The sequence below is a fragment of the Duganella sp. LjRoot269 genome (assembly GCF_964254095.1).
Lineage (GTDB): Bacteria > Pseudomonadota > Gammaproteobacteria > Burkholderiales > Burkholderiaceae_D > Rugamonas > Rugamonas hordei.
Map to the genome: position 1 here is coordinate 2,563,904 of NZ_CAXUSL020000001.1, position 17,860 is coordinate 2,581,763.

Annotated in this window: 19 protein-coding genes and 2 tRNA genes; 13 read left to right on the top strand and 8 right to left on the bottom strand. The window is 62.6% G+C overall.

From position 1 onward, the window contains the following. Positions 1-2: 2 nt before the first annotated feature. Complete coding sequence (locus tag ACSQ3S_RS11505) at positions 3-632, bottom strand: pyridoxamine 5'-phosphate oxidase family protein (RefSeq protein WP_353402123.1); 630 nt, start codon at positions 630-632, stop codon at positions 3-5. Between the two features lie 120 nt (positions 633-752). On the opposite strand from ACSQ3S_RS11505, the gene ACSQ3S_RS11510 reads away from it, so the two are divergent. Together ACSQ3S_RS11510 and map are read left to right on the top strand one after the other, a co-directional pair. Then, entirely contained in the window at positions 753-965 is a 213-nt protein-coding gene (locus ACSQ3S_RS11510; protein WP_176653717.1) for a ParD-like family protein, read from the top strand. Then, positions 962-1,729 carry a type I methionyl aminopeptidase gene (map, locus tag ACSQ3S_RS11515; protein WP_436142434.1) on the top strand — a complete coding sequence of 256 codons (768 nt, stop codon included), beginning with the start codon at positions 962-964 and terminating at the stop codon, positions 1,727-1,729. Before ACSQ3S_RS11510 ends, map begins: the two co-directional genes overlap by 4 nt. On the opposite strand, the gene ACSQ3S_RS11520 is transcribed toward map, so the two are convergent. The 3 genes from ACSQ3S_RS11520 to trxB form a co-directional block, all read right to left on the bottom strand. Continuing rightward, on the bottom strand, positions 1,726-2,364 hold the full coding sequence (locus tag ACSQ3S_RS11520) for a trimeric intracellular cation channel family protein (protein ID WP_176653719.1): 639 nt from the start codon (positions 2,362-2,364) through the stop codon (positions 1,726-1,728). The genes map and ACSQ3S_RS11520 overlap by 4 nt on opposite strands. Before the next feature lie 80 nt (positions 2,365-2,444). Next, positions 2,445-3,113 (bottom strand): Smr/MutS family protein, encoded by a 669-nt coding sequence (locus ACSQ3S_RS11525; protein ID WP_413448158.1) that lies wholly within the window; start codon positions 3,111-3,113, stop codon positions 2,445-2,447. Positions 3,114-3,116: 3 nt separating this feature from the next. After that, entirely contained in the window at positions 3,117-4,070 is a 954-nt protein-coding gene (gene trxB, locus ACSQ3S_RS11530) for a thioredoxin-disulfide reductase (protein WP_176653721.1), read from the bottom strand. 225 nt (positions 4,071-4,295) lie between these two features. Here trxB and ACSQ3S_RS11535 point away from each other — a divergent pair, with 225 nt between their 5' ends. From ACSQ3S_RS11535 to ACSQ3S_RS11545, 3 genes are all read left to right on the top strand, one after another. Further along, positions 4,296-6,689, top strand: coding sequence for a DNA translocase FtsK (locus ACSQ3S_RS11535; RefSeq protein ID WP_176653722.1), 2,394 nt, complete (start codon positions 4,296-4,298; stop codon positions 6,687-6,689). Positions 6,690-6,704: 15 nt separating this feature from the next. Further along, on the top strand, positions 6,705-7,337 hold the full coding sequence (gene lolA, locus ACSQ3S_RS11540) for an outer membrane lipoprotein chaperone LolA (RefSeq protein ID WP_176653723.1): 633 nt from the start codon (positions 6,705-6,707) through the stop codon (positions 7,335-7,337). Positions 7,338-7,403: 66 nt separating this feature from the next. Continuing rightward, positions 7,404-8,705, top strand: coding sequence for a replication-associated recombination protein A (locus ACSQ3S_RS11545; protein WP_176653724.1), 1,302 nt, complete (start codon positions 7,404-7,406; stop codon positions 8,703-8,705). A 3-nt stretch (positions 8,706-8,708) separates the two neighbouring features. On the opposite strand, the gene ACSQ3S_RS11550 is transcribed toward ACSQ3S_RS11545, so the two are convergent. After that, on the bottom strand, positions 8,709-9,125 hold the full coding sequence (locus tag ACSQ3S_RS11550; protein WP_176653725.1) for a MarR family winged helix-turn-helix transcriptional regulator: 417 nt from the start codon (positions 9,123-9,125) through the stop codon (positions 8,709-8,711). A 97-nt stretch (positions 9,126-9,222) separates the two neighbouring features. Between ACSQ3S_RS11550 and ACSQ3S_RS11555 the strand changes: the two genes are divergently transcribed. Continuing rightward, positions 9,223-9,978: an alpha/beta fold hydrolase gene (locus ACSQ3S_RS11555; RefSeq protein ID WP_436142435.1), complete on the top strand. Its 756-nt coding sequence runs from the start codon at positions 9,223-9,225 to the stop codon at positions 9,976-9,978. Between the two features lie 44 nt (positions 9,979-10,022). Next, on the top strand, positions 10,023-10,856 hold the full coding sequence (locus tag ACSQ3S_RS11560; RefSeq protein WP_436142436.1) for an alpha/beta fold hydrolase: 834 nt from the start codon (positions 10,023-10,025) through the stop codon (positions 10,854-10,856). Positions 10,857-10,860: 4 nt separating this feature from the next. Here ACSQ3S_RS11560 and ACSQ3S_RS11565 read toward each other — a convergent pair whose 3' ends face one another. Then, positions 10,861-11,274 (bottom strand): hypothetical protein, encoded by a 414-nt coding sequence (locus tag ACSQ3S_RS11565; protein ID WP_176653728.1) that lies wholly within the window; start codon positions 11,272-11,274, stop codon positions 10,861-10,863. A 67-nt stretch (positions 11,275-11,341) separates the two neighbouring features. Further along, positions 11,342-11,686: a DUF2917 domain-containing protein gene (locus ACSQ3S_RS11570; RefSeq protein WP_176653729.1), complete on the bottom strand. Its 345-nt coding sequence runs from the start codon at positions 11,684-11,686 to the stop codon at positions 11,342-11,344. A gap of 177 nt (positions 11,687-11,863) precedes the next feature. Between ACSQ3S_RS11570 and ACSQ3S_RS11575 the strand changes: the two genes are divergently transcribed. The 5 genes from ACSQ3S_RS11575 (at position 11,864) to ACSQ3S_RS11595 (ending at position 15,292) form a co-directional block, all read left to right on the top strand. Continuing rightward, a complete protein-coding gene (locus ACSQ3S_RS11575; protein WP_436142437.1) occupies positions 11,864-13,285 on the top strand; it encodes a PLP-dependent aminotransferase family protein in 1,422 nt (473 codons plus the stop codon). A gap of 153 nt (positions 13,286-13,438) precedes the next feature. Further along, a complete protein-coding gene (locus ACSQ3S_RS11580) occupies positions 13,439-13,636 on the top strand; it encodes a hypothetical protein (RefSeq protein WP_176653731.1) in 198 nt (65 codons plus the stop codon). Between the two features lie 90 nt (positions 13,637-13,726). Continuing rightward, positions 13,727-15,016, top strand: a complete 1,290-nt coding sequence (gene serS, locus ACSQ3S_RS11585; protein WP_176653732.1) for a serine--tRNA ligase — start codon at positions 13,727-13,729, stop codon at positions 15,014-15,016. Between the two features lie 66 nt (positions 15,017-15,082). After that, positions 15,083-15,172: transfer RNA gene (locus tag ACSQ3S_RS11590), tRNA-Ser, on the top strand. Positions 15,173-15,202: 30 nt separating this feature from the next. After that, positions 15,203-15,292 (top strand) — tRNA-Ser (locus ACSQ3S_RS11595). A 210-nt stretch (positions 15,293-15,502) separates the two neighbouring features. Here ACSQ3S_RS11595 and ACSQ3S_RS11600 read toward each other — a convergent pair. Beyond that, the gene (locus ACSQ3S_RS11600; RefSeq protein ID WP_436142438.1) at positions 15,503-17,179 is read right to left on the bottom strand and encodes a response regulator; all 1,677 of its coding nucleotides are present in this window, start codon (positions 17,177-17,179) and stop codon (positions 15,503-15,505) included. A gap of 116 nt (positions 17,180-17,295) precedes the next feature. Between ACSQ3S_RS11600 and ACSQ3S_RS11605 the strand changes: the two genes are divergently transcribed. Beyond that, positions 17,296-17,853, top strand: coding sequence for a response regulator (locus ACSQ3S_RS11605; RefSeq protein WP_176653734.1), 558 nt, complete (start codon positions 17,296-17,298; stop codon positions 17,851-17,853). The last annotated feature ends 7 nt before the right edge of the window (positions 17,854-17,860 follow it).

The following is a 17,860-nucleotide window of genomic DNA, read 5'->3' on the forward strand; positions in this document are numbered from 1 at the left end:
GGTTAGTAAAGGGTGGCGCGCTGACGTTCGGGCAATTGCCTGTCGTATTGCGCGCCATCGATGGCGTTACCGCTGAGTGCCGCAAGGATGGTTCCGGCACTCGGCAGTTCGCTGTCGCGCTGGCTCGACGCGGCGTCCCAAAGATGCGAACGCAGGATGGCGCGGGCGCATTGGAAGAACACGGATTCAACCTTCACCACCAGGACGCACTTCGGCGTCTTGCCATCGACCGCGAAACGTTCCAGCAAGTCCGGCGCGACCACTATGCTTGCGCGGCCGTTGACGCGCAGGGTTTCACCATGACCGGGTATCAGGAACAGCAACGCGACGCGCGGGTCCTCGACGATATTGCGCAGGCTGTCGATGCGATTGTTTCCGCGACGCTCGGGTATCAGCAGCGTCGTCTCATCTTCCACCACCACGAAACCGGGCGCATCGCCGCGCGGCGATGCATCGAGACCATGCGGGCCGCTGGTGGCCAGCACGAAAAATGGCGAAGCCTTGATCAGCGCCCCGTAATGCGGATGGATGAACGCGACCTCCTTGGAGACGGACGCGGCGGCGGGCGCGTCGAACAAACCCTCTAGTGCGCTGATGCTGGTGATCGTGAACTGGTCTGAGTAGTCAGCCATGGCGGCGCCCCTAAAATGCAAAAAAACAAATTTTCTCATAGTCGAGGGCATTTCCGTCCCCTTGCGCGTTTGCGCCAGATGAGTATATGATTCGTATACGTTTCGTATATAGGATTAAATATGGGCATTGTGAACATCGACGATGAGCTGCACGACCAGATACGCAAGGCGAGTTCCGTGGCCTGCCGATCAATCAATGCGCAAGCCGCCTTCTGGATCAAGATCGGCATGCTGTGCGAAATGAATCCTACGCTGGCTTTCAACGAGATCGTTGTGCGGGAACTCAGGGCCGCCGGCGTGGACGCCCAGGCTGTCAGGGGGGCTCTGACATGACCAAGCGGCCGGAAGAAATCGCGCTGATGGCGGAGTCGGGCAAGCTGCTGGCGAGTGTATTTGCTCGCCTGGACCAATTGAGTCTGATCGGCATGTCCACCATGCAGGTGAATGACATGGTCGACAGTTTCATCGTCAATGAACTCGATGCGCGTCCCGCGAGCAAGGGACAGTACGGCTTTGCCTTCGCGCTGAACTCCTCGCCTAACCACGTCGTTTGCCACGGCGTTCCGTCGCCGGCGGATATCCTGAGGAACGGCGATATCGTGAATTTCGACATCACGCTGGAAAAGAACGGATTTATCGCCGACTCCAGCAAAACCTATTTCGTCGGCGAAGTGTCGCCATTGGCCAGGCGGCTGGTGCAGGTGACTTATGAAGCCATGTGGCGGGGCATCAAAGCGGTCCGCCCAGGCGCCAGGCTTGGCGATGTGGGCCATGCCATCGAGCGTCACGCCCGGCGAAACGGCTACTCGGTCGTCAGGGAGTATTGCGGACACGGCATCGGTCGCGAGATGCACGAAGCTCCGCAAGTGCTGCACTGGGGGAAGCCGCAAACCGGACTGGTGCTGCGGGAGGGCATGGTGTTCACCATCGAGCCGATGCTAAACCAGGGGCGTCGCGCCGTTCACACCGAAGATGACGGCTGGACGGTCGTGACGACAGACGGGAAGTTGTCCGCGCAGTTCGAGCATACGGTGGCCGTGACCCACAACGGCGTGCAGGTCCTGACCTTGCGCGCCGAGGAAAGACTGCCTGTTTAGTTCTTGTGGTAGTGCAGGTGCAGCTCGAACTTCCACGTCACCAGCCGCAGGATGGTGATGAACGCGGCGCTGGCCCACAGCGCGAAGTCGTCGGAGACGTCGGTGTACTGCAGGCCGATGTACATCCAGCAGCCGAAGAAGGCGCAGATGGCGTAGGGTTTGCCGTCGCGGAAGACCATCGGCACTTCGTTGCAGACGATGTCGCGCAGCACGCCGCCGAAGATGCCGGTGATGACGCCCATCATCGAGGCGATGAACAGCGGCATGTGCGCTGCCTGCGCCTGCGATACACCGGCCACGGCGAACAGGCCCAGGCCGATGGCGTCGGCGATCACGATCAGGCGTTCGGACAGGATCTGGCGCAAGGTGCGCATCAGCGGCGAGGCCACCAGCGCCAGGATGAAGATCAGGATCGCGTATTCCTGGTGCATGACCCAGAACAGCGGGCGCCGGTCGAGCAGGATGTCGCGCAGGGTGCCGCCGCCGAACGCGGTGATGAAGGCCACCGTGAACACGCCCACCACGTCCATCTTCTTGCGGCGCGCCTCGACGAAGCCCGAAAACGCCCCCACCAGGATAGCCACGATCTCGATGACGGTGATCAGGGAAACGTGCGGAACCGGGACGTGCTTCATGTAGGCTTACGGACAAAGTGATGATGTCCGTAGGTTAACATGACAAACAGTCACCGTGTGGGATTGTTTCTCGCTGGGAATTAATAGCGTTGCGGTTGCAGCGCGGCACGCAGCAAAACGATCAACGCGCCTTCGCCGCCCTCGTTGTTGCGCGCCTGGCAGAACGCCACCACCTCTTTTTGCACCAGCCAGCTGTGCACCATCGACTTGAGCACCGGCTCCTGGCCGCGCGAACCGAAGCCGCGGCCGTGGATCACGCAGACGCAGCGGTGGTTGCGCTGGGCCGAGCGGGTCAGGAAGGCGCCGAGCGCGTCGCGCGCCTGGTCGCGGTTCATGCCGTGCAGATCCAGCTCGTCCTGCACCGGCCAATGGCCCTTGCGCATCTTCTTCATCACGTCCGGCCCGACGCCCGGAGCGCTGTAGTTCAGCGCCGGATCGTCTTCCAGGTAGTGATCGACTTCAAACAGGTCGGACAGCGACTCGCGCAGCACGGCCGCGTCGTCCTCGGCCTGCGTCAGCTTGCGGGCCGGCGCGGCGGCCGTGGCGGCCGACTTCGGCAGCGACGGCACGTAGCGGTCCGACACCGGCATGCGCTTGACGCCGCCCAGGCTGGTCTGGAAGATATTCGCTTCCGCCGCCCGCGTCTTTTCCTGCTTGACGCGCTCCGCCTCGGCGGCGGCGCGCGTCTCGGCCTGTTCCTTGAGCTGCTTGCTCAGGGATTTGAGGTCGGCGAAGTCTTTCAGTCCCACTGTTTACTCCTGGCCTTCCAGGTAGCGCTGCGCGTCCAGCGCGGCCATGCAGCCGGTGCCGGCGCTGGTGATCGCCTGGCGGTAGATGTGGTCCTGCACGTCGCCGGCGGCAAACACGCCCGGCACGCTGGTGGCGGTGGCCATGCCTTCGGTGCCGGTCTTGGTCTTGATGTAGCCGTTGTGCATGTCCAGCTGGCCTTCGAAGATGCCGGTGTTCGGCTTGTGGCCGATGGCGATGAACAGGCCGTGCACGGTCACGTCGGTGACGGCGCCGTTGTCGGTCGACTGGATCTTGATGCCGGTGACGCCGCTGTCGTTGCCCACCACTTCCTGCAGCGTGTGGTTGTACTTGATGACGATCTTGCCTTCGGCGACCTTGGCGTTCAGGCGGTCGATCAGGATCGCTTCGGCGCGGAACTTGTCGCGGCGGTGGATCAGCGTGACCTTGGTGGCGATGTTCGACAGGTACAGCGCTTCCTCGACGGCGGTGTTGCCGCCGCCGACCACGGCCACTTCCTGGCCGCGATAGAAGAAGCCGTCGCAGGTGGCGCAGGCCGACACGCCCTTGCCCATGAACGCCTGCTCCGACGGCAGGCCCAGGTACTGCGCCGAGGCGCCGGTCGAGATGATCAGCGTGTCGCAGGTGTATTCATGGCTGTCGCCGATCAGGCGGATCGGTTTTTCCTGCAACTTAACCGTATGGATGTGGTCGAACACGATGTCGGTATTGAAACGCTCGGCGTGCTGCAGGAAGCGCTGCATCAGGTCCGGGCCTTGCACGCCCATCGGGTCGGCCGGCCAGTTTTCCACGTCGGTGGTGGTCATCAGCTGGCCGCCTTGCTCGACACCCGTCACCAGCATCGGCTTCAGGTTGGCGCGGGCCGCGTAGATGGCTGCGCTGTAGCCGGCTGGGCCGGAACCGAGGATTAGTACACGAGCGTGTTTAGCAGTGGTCATGGAAGGCTTCTTAAAAATATGTTGGATTAATCCGAATTTGGGGGCATTTGCGATCACGGCAAGGGCGGCGGTAGGGCAGTCGCTATTGCATTCACGCAGGCAATACAAGATTATAGTGCAAGCAGCGGCCCGGCATGAATCGAAGGGCCTGTTCCGTCCCATATGCCTTAGAATAGCCGCATGTGAATATTTACTGGCCGATAACGTTGCAACACCTTTATACCTATGAGCAGTAAAAAAGTTCAGGAACGACTGCCAAAAGCCAGTTCTCAGGGCGCCTCGTCCGCCTATACCCGCACCCCGACCGAGCGCCAGCCCCTGCCAAACCGGCTGGTTCGGCTGCTGTCCGAGGCGCGCTGGCTGGCGCTGGCCGTGCTGGGATTGTATTTCGTGCTGATTTTGGCCACGTACAGCAAGGTCGACCCCGGCTGGTCGCATGAGACGGTGGTAACCAAGGTCGTCAATATGGGAGGGCGCGCCGGTGCCTGGCTGTCGGATTTGTTGCTGTATATCTTTGGCATTTCGGCCTGGTGGTGGGCGTTCTGCCTGTTGCGTCTCGTGTGGCAGGGCTATCGCGGGCTGACTCAGAAGTTCGTGATGTCCCGGGAACCCGATCCGGAGCACGCGCAGGAACCCTTGATCCGCGCGATCGGCTTCGTGCTGTTGTTTATCGGCAGTGTCGGCCTCGAATTCTTACGCCTGCGCACCCTGACCAGCCATATGCAACTGCCGCGCACCTCGGGTAGCGTGCTCGGCGAGCTGATCGGCCATTCGGCCCACGTGGCCTTCGGCTTCACCGGCGCGACCCTGCTGCTGTTGCTGCTGTTCGGGCTGGGCCTGAGCCTGTTCTTCCATGTCTCGTGGCTGACCCTGGCCGAGCGCATCGGCGGCGGCATCGAGATGATCATCGAGTGGTTCGTGCAGCGCTACCAGTATCGCGAAGACCGTCGCCAGGGCGAGGTTGCCGCCGTCAAGCGCGAGGAAGTGGTGGTCATCGAGCGCGCCAAGCACGTCGAGAAGCATCCGGTGGCGGCGCCGCCGGTCAAGATCGAGCCGCAGGTGGTCACCGTGGTCAAGTCCGAGCGCGTGGAGAAGGAACGCCAGGCCAACCTGTTCCAGGACCTGAGCGGCGACAGCCAGCTGCCGGCCCTGTCCCTGCTGGACGAGGCGGCCGAGGTGCAGGAAACCGTATCCATCGAGACGCTGGAATTCACCAGCCGCCTGATCGAGAAGAAACTGTCGGACTTCGGCGTGGAGGCCAAGGTGGTGGCCGCGTATCCCGGCCCGGTCGTGACCCGCTACGAGATCGAGCCGGCCACCGGCGTCAAGGGCAGCCAGATCGTCGGCCTGGCGCGCGACCTGGCGCGCTCGCTGTCGCTGACGTCGATCCGCGTGGTCGAGACCATTCCGGGCAAGAACTACATGGCGCTGGAGCTGCCGAATCCGAAGCGACAGATCGTGCGCCTGAGCGAGATCGTCGGTTCCAAGGTCTACAACGACAATCCGTCGCCGCTGACCGTGGCGCTGGGCAAGGACATCGCCGGCAAGGCCGTCGTGGCCGACCTGGCCAAGATGCCGCACTTGCTGGTGGCCGGTACCACCGGCTCGGGCAAGTCGGTGGGCATCAACGCCACCATCCTGTCGCTGCTGTACAAGTCCGACCCGGCCGACGTGCGCATGATCCTGATCGATCCGAAAATGCTGGAGATGTCGGTGTACGAAGGCATTCCGCACCTGCTGGCGCCGGTGGTGACCGATATGCGCCAAGCCGGCCACGCGCTGAACTGGGCGGTCAACGAGATGGAGCGCCGCTACAAGCTGATGTCCAAGCTGGGCGTGCGTAACCTGGCCGGCTACAACGCCAAGATCGCCGAGGCCAAGAAGAAGGAAGAACACATCCCGAATCCGTTCAGCCTGACGCCGGATTCGCCGGAGCCGCTGGAAAAGCTGCCGACCATCGTCATCATCATCGACGAGCTGGCCGACCTGATGATGGTGGTCGGCAAGAAGGTGGAAGAGCTGATCGCCCGTATCGCACAAAAGGCGCGCGCGGCAGGTTTGCACTTGATCCTGGCGACGCAGCGCCCATCTGTGGACGTGATCACCGGCCTGATCAAGGCCAACATCCCGACCCGTATCGCGTTCCAGGTGTCGTCGAAGATCGACTCCCGTACCATTCTGGACCAGATGGGCGCGGAAACGCTGCTCGGCATGGGCGACATGCTGTACATGCCGCCGGGCACGGGCTTGCCGGTGCGGGTGCACGGCGCCTTCGTGTCGGATGAAGAGGTGCACCGCGTGGTCAAGCACCTGAAGACCACGGGCGAGCCGAATTATATTGAAGGCATCCTCGAAGGCGGCACGCTGGAAGGCGAAGCCGGCGGCGGCGATGCCGTGGCGGGCGAGGGCGGCGGCGAGGCCGATCCGATGTACGACCAGGCGGTGCAGGTGGTGTTGAAGAACCGCCGGGCGTCGATCTCGCTGGTGCAGCGCCATCTGCGCATTGGCTACAACCGCGCGGCGCGTTTGCTGGAACAAATGGAAAATAGCGGAGTCGTCTCCGCCATGCAGTCGAACGGCAACCGCGACATTCTGGTGCCGGCTGCCAGTGCAGAATAAAAAAGGATAAACCGTATGATGCGTTTCAAGAATGTGGCAATGCTGACCGCCGGCCTGTTGGCCGCGGCCTTTGCCCAGGCCAGCGCGCTGGAGCAGTTCAAGTCGTTCGTCGCCTCGACCAAGGCCGCCAAGGGCGAGTTCACGCAGCGCCAGGTCAAGAACACCAACGGCGAGGCGCCCAAGGTGTCGACGCCGGCCAGCGGCACCTTCGTGTTTGCCCGCCCGGGCAAATTCATCTGGACCTACGTCAAGCCCTACGACCAGGTGCTGCAGGCCGACGGCGACAAACTGTACATCTTCGACAAGGACCTGAACCAGGTCACCGTGAAGAAGCTGGGCGACGCGCTGGGCTCGTCGCCGGCGGCGATCCTGTTCGGCAGCAACGACCTGGAAAAGAACTTCACGCTGTCCGAAGGCGGCACGAAGGAGGGTCTGGAATGGCTGAAGGCCGTGCCGAAAGCCAAGGACACCAGTTTCGAGCAGATCACCATCGGCCTGCGCAACGGCTTGCCGGAAGCGATGGAACTGAAGGATTCCTTCGGCCAGACCTCGGTGCTGTCGTTCAAGGGCATCGAGAAAAATCCTGCGCTGACTGCGACGAGTTTTAAATTCGTCATGCCGAAGGGCGCGGACGTATTCAATAATTAAGAACCTGCAGTCGCGGGCGCCGACGCCGCAGCTGCGACGCTGCGGCGTTTTTCCATTGTAAAGACCATGGCTGATTTATTTTCCACTGAACCGCGCCAGCCGCTGGCCGAAGCGCTGCGGCCCAAGACGCTGGACGACGTCATCGGGCAGCATCACCTGCTGGGGCCGGGCAAACCGCTGCGCCTGGCGTTTGAGTCTGGCCAGCCGCATTCGATGATCCTGTGGGGGCCGCCGGGCGTGGGCAAGACCACGCTGGCGCGGCTGACCGCCAACGCCTACGAGTGCGAGTTCATCGCCTTGTCGGCCGTGTTCTCGGGCGTCAAGGATATCCGCGCCGCGATGGAGCAGGCCCAGCACAACCTGGACATGGGCAAGCACACCATCCTGTTCGTCGACGAGATCCACCGCTTCAACAAGTCGCAGCAGGACGCGCTGCTGCCGTACGCCGAATCGGGCCTGGTCACGCTGATCGGCGCGACCACGGAGAACCCTTCGTTCGAGGTCAACTCGGCATTGCTGTCGCGCTCGCAGGTGTACGTGCTGCATTCGTTCAACGAAGAGGAACTGCGCCAGTTGGTCGACAAGGCGCGCGCCAAGGTGCTGACGCATCTGGAATTCGAAGACGCCGCCATCGACACGCTGATCGGCTATGCCGACGGCGACGGCCGCCGCCTGCTGAACCTGCTGGAACAAACCAGCACGGCGGCCAACGCCGCCAAGACCAACAAGATCACGGCCGAGTTCATCCAGAACGCGCTGACGCTGAACGCGCGCCGCTTCGACAAGGGCGGCGACAACTTCTACGACCAGATCTCGGCGCTGCACAAGTCGGTGCGCGGCTCGAATCCGGACGCGGCGCTTTACTGGCTGTGCCGCATGCTCGACGGCGGCGCCGACGCCAAATACCTGTCGCGCCGCATCGTGCGGATGGCGTGGGAAGACATCGGCCTGGCCGATCCGCGCGCGATGCAGCTGGCCAACGACGCGGCCGCCACCTACGAGCGCCTCGGTTCGCCGGAAGGCGAGCTGGCGCTGGGGCAGGCGGTGATCTACCTGGCGATCGCGGCTAAGAGCAACGCCGGCTACAACGCCTTCAACCAGGCCATGGCCTTCGTCAAGAAAGACAAGTCGCGCGAAGTGCCGGTCCACCTGCGCAACGCGCCGACCAAGCTGATGAAGGAACTGGGCTACGGCCACGAATACCGCTACGCCCACGACGAGCCGCACGCCTATGCGGCCGGCGAAACCTACTTCCCCGACGACATGCGCGAACCGGGCTGGTACCAGCCCGTGCCGCGCGGCCTGGAAAGCAAGATCGCCGACAAGATGGCCTTCCTGCGCAAGCTTGACGAGGACGCCGGCAAGTAGGGCTTACCGCTCGCTGTCGACAAGCATCGTCAGCAGGCGCGACAACTCCTTGCGGTCGGCCTCGGACAGCGGGGCGAAATTCTGGCTGGTGACCTTGGGCACGACTTGCTGACACTGGTGCAGCTTGGCGCTGCCTTCGGGCGTGAGCGTGTGTATCATGGCGCGGCCCAGGCCCGGGCGGCGCTCGACCAATCCCATCTTCATCAGCCTGGTCACCAGCGTTCCGAATGCCTGGTCCGAATTGAACGTCAGCTCGGCCAGCCCGTGCATGGTGCTGCCGGGATTCCGGTCGATCTCGCGCAGCGCGTTCCATTGAACCAGGCTCACGCCCAGCGGAGCAAGTTGCGCTTCCAGCGCGCGGTGCTGGCGGTGCTGGGCTTTTTTGACCAGCAGGCCAAGGGCTTCGAGGGAAATAGTCATATCAACATATTTATATATCGGGGTGCCGCTGTCAAGAATCGGTTGACATGTAAGTATATTTATATAAATATGTTTATATATTTTCCAAGGAGGCACAATGAATTTGCAATTACTTGATGGCAAGGTGACGGTTGCGGTGAGCGACCAGGGGCAGGGGCGCGCTTTCCTGCTGCTGCATGGCGGCGCCGGACCGGGATCCGTCGCCGGGCTGGCAGCGGCCCTGGCGACGAAGGCGCGCGTGCTCACGCCGACGCATCCCGGTTTCAATGGCGAACCCAGGCCCGAAGGCTTGGCCAGTGTCGGCGACCTGGCGCGGGCCTACGTGGACTTGATCGCCAGGCTGGAGCTGAAGGATGTGGTGGTCATCGGCAATTCCGTCGGCGGCTGGATCGCTGCCGAGATGGCGTTGCTGGAACCGGGCCGGGTGGCGGGCATTGTGCTGCTCAACGCTGTCGGCATCGCCGGGGAGATCGTCAATCCGGTCAAGCTGCCGCCTGCCGAGCGCGCGGCGCATGTCTTCCACGACCCGCAACGATATTCGCTGGCGCCGGCCACGCCGGAGGCGGCCGCCGTCATGGCCGCCAACCATGCCACGCTGAAGGTCTATGCGGGACAGCCGTTCATGCACGATCCGACCCTGCAGGCGCGGCTGGCGCGCATGCCGGTGCCGGCGCTGGTGGTGTGGGGCGTCAGCGACCGCATCGTGGATGTGGACTATGGCCGCCGCCTCAGCGACAGCATGCCCGGCGCAAGATTCGCGACGGTGGCGGAGGCCGGCCATTTCCCGCAGATCGAGCAATTGTCGGAAGTGGTCGGCATGATCGACACCTTTTCCAGCGAGCAGATGTTGTAAGATGGAGCATTGAGCATTGATGAAGCTGGCTAGACGAGGAATGTATGCAGCAGGTGATAAAGGTCGATGGAATCGAGGTCTATATTGAAGGCGAGGGCACCGAGACCATCGTGATGATCCACGGTTGGCCCGACACCCACCGCGTGTGGGACGCGCAGGTGGAGGAGCTCAAGCAGCGCTATCGCTGCGTGCGCTTCACCTTGCCGGGGTTCGACATCACCAAGCCGCGCCGTTCGTATTCGCTGGACGGCACCATCCGCTTCATCTCGTACGTCGTCAACAGCGTCAGCCAGAAGCAGAAGGTAATCCTGATGCTGCATGACTGGGGCTGCATGTTTGGCTACGAATATTACATGCGCAACAAGCAAGCGGTGTCGGCCATCATCGGCGTCGACATCGGCGATGCGCAGTCGAAGGCTGTGCAGCGCTCGCGCACGCTGTCGCAAAAGTTGATGGTCAACGGCTACCAGGGCACGCTGGCGCTGGCCTGGGCCATCGGCGGGCCGATCGGCAACATCATGACGCGCACGATGGCGCGCGTCCTGGGTGTGCCGTCGCCGAAGGAATTCATCAGCGCCAAGATGAACTTCCCATACTACATCGCCGCCGCTGGCGAATCCGGTTCCTACCGTTCGCTGGTGCCGTTCGTGCCCAAGGTGCCGATGCTGTTCATTTTCGGCGCCAGGAAACCGTTCATGTTCCATTCGGACGCATGGGCGGACAAGCTGGCGCAAAAAGAGGGCTGCAAGGTTGTGGCCTTCAACACCGACCACTGGCCGATGCTGCGCCAGCCCGAGCGGTTCAATCAACTGGTGATGGGATGGCTGGAAAAACCGGCCGACAACGACGAAGCCGCCGAGGAAAACGCGGCGGCCTGATTGATTAGCGCAGGCGGATAGGTTTCACGTACGGAGCGAACGGCGGCGCCGGCAGCTGCACCGAGGCGTAGGCCTGGCGGAAGCACGCGGCCTTGCTGTTTTCGACGTCGGTGGTGCTGCTTACGACTTTGCCGCTGGCGTCCAGCGTCAGGATGATTACCACTGGATACTTGGACATGTCGTGGCAGTTGCCGCGCTCGTCCAGTTTCTGCGCCTTGTTGTAGTTGATCGAGATCTCTTCGTACTTGCTCGCCTTGTCGTTCGGGAACTGGGCGTTGAACTTGGCCATCTCGCCGGCAAAGGCCGGATTGGCCGGTGGCGGTGCCTCATCCTTCGGCGGGCCGCCCATGGTCGAGCAGCCTGCTGCGGCAATCATCAGGGCGCCGATGGCGCCGATTTTCAGAAATGGTGTTTTCAAACTATTCTCCTCGGGTGTCTGTATTGTTGACGTATCGTACATAGTCCGAGGATTTCATGGCGCACGATTAGTTGCGTAGGTGAAATCCTACAGCCAGCAAGCCGTGCAGTTCAGTGGCGAATTTATGTTTGAAGGCGGCCCATCCATGCGGCACCTCGGTGTCGGCCGGCAGGCGCACCCGCACCACGCCCGAGCCGGCGGCGTCGATCAGCATCAGGCCGTTGTTGGGCACCTCGAAGCATTGCCCCTGGCGCAGCATGAAGTCGGTGTTTTCGCCGTAGGCGGTGATCCAGGCGGTGCCGTCCAGGCATTCGACATAGCGGCCCGCCGCGTGGGCGATCCGCAGTGGATGGTTTTCCGTCAGGCGGTATTCCGCCTGGCCCTGCGATACTGCGAGTAATTCCGGTTGCATGGCTGCCTCCTGCTGTGGTGAATCATGCAAGCAGAATACGCAGCGGCGGCCGACCATAACAGATGCAATAAAACGAAATTGTTACCGTCACAAAGCGGTTTTGGCTAAACTGTCATGGTCGAAATTTGCGGTCGCTGTACCTGTCGCGGCAGGGCGGGGCGGGCGCACAATAACAAAATGTCCACCTCACTGAACCTGTACGAGCATCTGGCCAACGAGCTGGGCGGCCTGATCGCCAGCCGCGTGTTCGCGCCGGGCGACCGCCTGCCGTCGATCCGCCACCTGGCGCAGCAGAAGCGGCTGTCGGTCAGCACCGTGATGCAGGCGCTGCGGCTGATGGAGGACCGCGGCCTGGTCGACGCCAAGCCGCAGGCCGGCTACTACGTGCGCCACCGCCAGCGCATGATGGCGGTGATGCCCGATGCCGGGCATTTGCAGGAGCCGGCCTATGTCGGCATCAACAACCTGCTGATGCGGATACTGAAGGCCAACGAGGACCCCGGCGTCGTGCAGCTGGGCTCGGCGTGGCCGGTGGACGAACTGCTGCCGTTGAAACGCATGCAAAAGACCGTGGCCGCCGTCGCCCGGCGCGATCAAAGCCTGCTGAGCACGGTCAGCTGCTACGAGACCAACCACCCGGATTTCAGCCGCCAGATCGAGCGCCGCGCGCTGGACTGGGGACGGATCGACCCCGGCGAAATCGTCGTCACCGGCTCCTGCACCGAGGCGATCAGCCTGTGCCTGCGCGCCGTGGCCAGGGCCGGCGACACCATCGCCATCGAATCAGCCACGTATTTCGTGCTGCTGCAGCTGATCGAGTCGCTGGGCATGAAGGCGCTGGAGATCCCGACCCATCCGAAGACCGGCCCGTCCATCGACGCGCTGGAGGTGGCGCTGAACGCCGGCCTGGTGCGGGCCGTGCTGCTGATCCCGAACGCCAACAATCCACTGGGCTGCGTCATGCCGGAGGCGAACAAGCAGCGGCTGGCTGCGCTGCTGTCGCGCCACGACATTCCGCTGATCGAGGACGACGTCTATACCGACCTGTGCTTTACGCCGCAGCGGCCCTGGCCCGTCAAGGCCTACGACACCAGTGGCAACGTCATGCTGTGCTCATCGTTCTCCAAGGCGGTCAGCCCCGGCGCGCGGGTCGGCTACGTGCTGGCGGGGCGCTATGCGCAGGACATCGCCTTGCTGAAGGTGGTGTCCAGCGGCGCCAACAGCCACTTCTTCCAGGCCGTGCTGGCGGATTTCCTGACCGGCAGCGCCTACGAGATCCAGCTGCGCAAGATGCGCCGCGCGCTGTCGCAGCGCATCGCCCGCATGTCCGACGCCATCTGCGGCAGCTTCCCGCACGAGTGCACGGTGTCCGAGCCGCAGGGCGGCTTCGTGCTGTGGGTCAGCCTGCCGCAGCAGGTGGACGCGCTGGCGCTGCACCACGTGGCGATAGAGCGGGGCGTGGCCTTCATGCCGGGCCAGCTGTTCTCCGCCTCCGGCAAGCACGGCAATTACATCCGCCTCAACTGCGGCAACGCCTGGAGCCCGCGCGTGGGGGCGGCCATCGCCACGCTGGGCGAGCTGGTGCATCGCGCCGCCTGAATATTTCATTTCCCACCCGTTTTTTGCACTTCAGACGCCGTTTCCGGCGTTTCGTCGCTTGCCGGTGGCTGCCCATACGGCCTTTAGGTACAGTACAACCATACCAAGCAGCCTTAGTAAGTAACCGAAACCAACCACCTGAAGGAGCACATCATGAACATCGCTAAAAACATGGAAATCATCTTCGTCGCCGCTACCGTACTGGCCGCCGCCACGAGTTTCGCCACTGCCGCCGACGCTCCCGTCGCTCCGGTCGCGCCAGCCGCCAAAGTCGCCGTGTCGACCGCCAAGATGCAAGTCGTCACCGTGACTGCCAAGCGCCTGACCGCCGCCGAAAAAGCAGCCCTGTAATTCCGCCAGCCGGCGGGCTGTTCAAAACTCGCAAGGAAGTGGCATCCTCTTGGTACAATTGACGTTTTCGATACAACGGCATTTGTTCCCATGATTGATATCCAACTTCTCCGTAAAGACATAGCCAACGTCGCCGCGCGCCTGGCGACCCGCAAGTTTCAGCTCGATGTGGACGCGTTCAACGCCCTCGAAGCCGAACGCAAAGCGATCCAGACGCGCACCGAAGAGCTGCAGGGCAAGCGTAACTCGCAGTCCAAGCTGATCGGTATGATGAAGGGCAAGGGCGAAGACACCACCGCCCTGATGGCGGAAGTGGCCGGTCTGGGCGACGAGCTCAAGGCCAACGAAACGGGGCTGGCCGCCGTGCAGGCCAAGTTGGCCGATTTCATGCAGGCGATTCCCAACCTGCCGCACGAATCGGTCCCGGTTGGGACGGATGAAGCGGGCAACGTCGAAGTGCGTAAAGTCGGCACGCCGCGCGCCTTTGAATTCGAAGTGAAAGACCACGTCGATGTCGGTGGCCCGCTGGGCCTGGACTTCGATGTCGCGACCAAGCTGACCGGCTCGCGCTTCTCGGTCATGAAAGGCGGCATCGCCCGTCTGCACCGCGCGCTGGCGCAGTTCATGCTGAACACCCACACCGACGAGCACGGCTACACCGAATGCTACACGCCGTACATGGTCAACGCCGATTCGCTGCGCGGCACCGGCCAGCTGCCGAAGTTCGAAGCCGACCTGTTCTCGGTGAAAAAAGGCGGCGCCGAAGGCGAGGGCGAGAACTTCTACCTGATCCCGACCTCGGAAGTCACGCTGACCAACCTGGTGCGCGACGAGATCGTTGCCGCCGACACGCTGCCGCTGAAGATGACCGCGCACACGCCGTGCTTCCGCTCGGAGGCGGGCAGCTACGGCCGCGACACCCGCGGCATGATCCGCCAGCACCAGTTCGACAAGGTCGAGATGGTGCAGGTGGTGCATCCGGACACCTCGTACGCGGTGCTGGACGAGATGGTCGGCCATGCGGAAACCATCCTGCAACGCCTGGGCCTGCCGTACCGCGTAATGTCGCTGTGCACCGGCGACATGGGCTTCGGCGCCACCAAGACTTATGACCTGGAAGTGTGGCTGCCGGCGCAGAACACTTACCGTGAGATTTCGTCGCTGTCGAATTGCGAAGCCTTCCAGGCGCGCCGCATGCAGGCGCGTTTCCGCAACGCCCAGGGCAAGCCGGAACTGCTGCACACCCTGAACGGCTCTGGCCTGGCGGTCGGCCGCACGCTGGTCGCCGTGCTGGAAAACTACCAGCAGGCGGATGGTTCGGTGGAGATCCCGGCGGTGCTGCGTCCGTACATGGGCGGATTAACGCATCTGAAGGCGTAAATACTCCTTCCCTTTTCCCAACGGCCTGCTATAATCTTGCCTTCTCGCAGCAGCCGGTGGGAAAACGGAGAGGTGGCAGAGTGGTCGAATGTACTTGACTCGAAATCAAGCGTAGGGGCGACCCTACCGTGGGTTCGAATCCCACCCTCTCCGCCACATAACGCTGCTGAAAGAAATGTACCATCAGGAGAGGTGGCAGAGTGGTCGAATGTACTTGACTCGAAATCAAGCGTAGGGGCGACCCTACCGTGGGTTCGAATCCCACCCTCTCCGCCAGAACAAATAGGAAAGGCTCCCGCAAGGGAGCCTTTTTTATTTGTTCTGGCGGAGAGGAGCGAGCACCGCTCGCGTGTGGGATTCGAAGACTCGCGCGTACTCGCGCGAGGGCGGCCTGCGGGATGTAGGCGAATCCCACCCTCTCCGCCAGAACAAATAGGAAAGGCTCCCGCAAGGGAGCCTTTTTTATTTGTGCGGGCGGACTGTGGGTCAGGGCGATATGGCTGCTTGCGCCTCCAGGTCGGCCGTGTCCAGCACCAGCGCGGTCAGCTGCTCGGTCAGTTCGTTGTGCCGGCGCTGGTTGGGCGCCGTCTTGTCCACCTCAGCCAATACCCTGACCGCCTCGGCTTCCAGCGCCGCATCGTAGCCGTGCTTTTGCAGGTGCGAGATCAGGATTTGCGCCGTATTGAGCAACACGCGTAAATTGCCGGGCAACTTCAGCCGCGCGGCGCGCATCCAGTCGACCGCCTCATCCAGCCTGTGGGTCTTCCACAGCAGCACGCCGTTGTTCATGATATCGGACACCTCCTTGCGCGCGGCCGCGATCAGCGCAGTGCCCTCGTCACCCATGTGCACGTAGTTGAAGACTTTTTGTACCTCGTCGCGTATGGCTTTGTCGTCATCGTTGTTCTGGATAATGTGGCACAGCAGCTTGATCGCAGGCTCCTTGTTGCCGACCTCGAACAGCAAGGTCGCGATATCGAGGCAGGTGTTGGGGTCGGGGAGGCTGGCGGCGCTGGCGCTGGCCAGCATCGCTTCCAGTTCCTGGCCGATGACGATGGCCTGCTGGTCGTCGCCGTTGTCCAGGCACACCAGCCCCTCGGTGATCCTGGCGCGAAGCTGGCTCACATCGCCTGAAAACTTCCTTTGCACGGTCTCCAGTATCTGCATGGCCTCCTTGGGCGCTTTCTTGAGGCCGCACACCCGCGCCAGGCCAAAATAGGGATCCGCCGTTTTATGGACCGAATGTTCGCCCACGCTGATGCACTTGCGGAAGGCCTTCTCGGCCAGCGGCACGTCGCCCAGTCTCAGCGAGACTTCGCCCAGCGTCTTTTGCCGGTGCACGGAATTGGGTGAAATCTTGGCGGCGCGTTCGAGCACGTTGCACGCCTGCTCCGATTGCCCCAGCTGCTTGTGCGCGGCGGCGAGCTGGTCGTAGGCGTCGAGATACAGGCGGTTTTCGGTGATCACCTCCTGGAACATCTGGCAGGCCACGCTGTATTCGCCTTCCAGCAGGCGGATCTTGGCCAGGCCGACCTTGGCCCAGCTGAAGTCGCGGTCGCGCAATACCTGTTCATAGATCGCGCCGGCCTTGTCGCGCTGGCCGCATTTGAGCAGCAGGCCGGCCTTCATGCGCAGCAAGTCGTTTTCGTACAGGGGATTGCCGGCGATCTGGAAGTCGCACAGCAGGGCGGCGCCGGCGTAGTCCTTTTTCAAATAGGCCAGGTCGATCTTCTTGAATACTTGTTTCTTTTGCCAGATGCGGTTCAAACGGGTGGTCAAGATGCCTTCCGTGATGGGTTTGATCAGGTAGGCGTCGGGCTGGTGTTCGGCGGTGCCCATCACCGAATCGGCGCTCTTCTCGGCCGACACCATGATAAATATGCAACTAGGCATGAGGGCGTTCTTGCTGCGCGCCTCTTCCAGGATTTGCTGGCCGTTCTTGGCGCCGTCGAGGTGGTAGTCGCACAGGACGACGTCGTAGCGCTTGTTGACGAGCAGGGCGAGCGCCTCGCAGCCCTCCGATGCCTGGTCGATGTGCTTTGCGCCCATGCCGCGCAGGCTCTCGCGCAGCAGCTGGCGGATGCTGGCGCAATCGTCGATCACCAGATATTGCTTGTCGGCCCAGTTGGCGGATGGGGCTTGCGATGTGCTCGGCGTGTTCATGGTGTTCCCTCTTTGCTTGGAAGTTTCCATATGGAAACTGACTATTGCCAATTTAGTCTAACCTGACTATCCTGTCAAACAGGACTTAACGGACAGTGTGCAAAAAGGAGACGAGGATGGCGGAGGTACTGACCACGGGTGAGGCTGCGCGTATTTGCGGGGTCAACTTCCGGACCGTATCGCGTTGGATAGACCGCGGCTTGCTGCAGGCCTATAAGTTGCCGGGCAGGGGGGACAAGCGCGTGCTGGGCGAGGAATTGCGCCGGTTTATGCGTGAGCACAACATTCCGGACGGATCGGCGCCGGCCTTGCCCAGGCGCGTGCTGATCGTCGACGACGAGCCGGCGATGGCGCACGCGATAGAGCGCGTGCTGCGCCAGGCGGGTTTCGAGACCGCGCTGGCGGCCAACGGCTTCGAGGCCGGAGCCATGCTGTCGATCTTCAAGCCGGCGGTGATGACGCTGGATTTGCGCATGCCCGGCCTGGACGGCATGGCGGTCCTGCGCTTCCTGCGCCAGGCCGGCTCGTCCGCTCCGGTCAGGACGCTGGTGGTCTCGGCCGACTCGGAGGAGCGTCTGCGCGAAGCGCTGGCCCTGGGCGCCCATGGCATCCTGCGCAAGCCGTTCGGCAACGAAGAACTGCTGGCGGAGGTGGAACGGATGTGCGAAGCTTGATGTTACT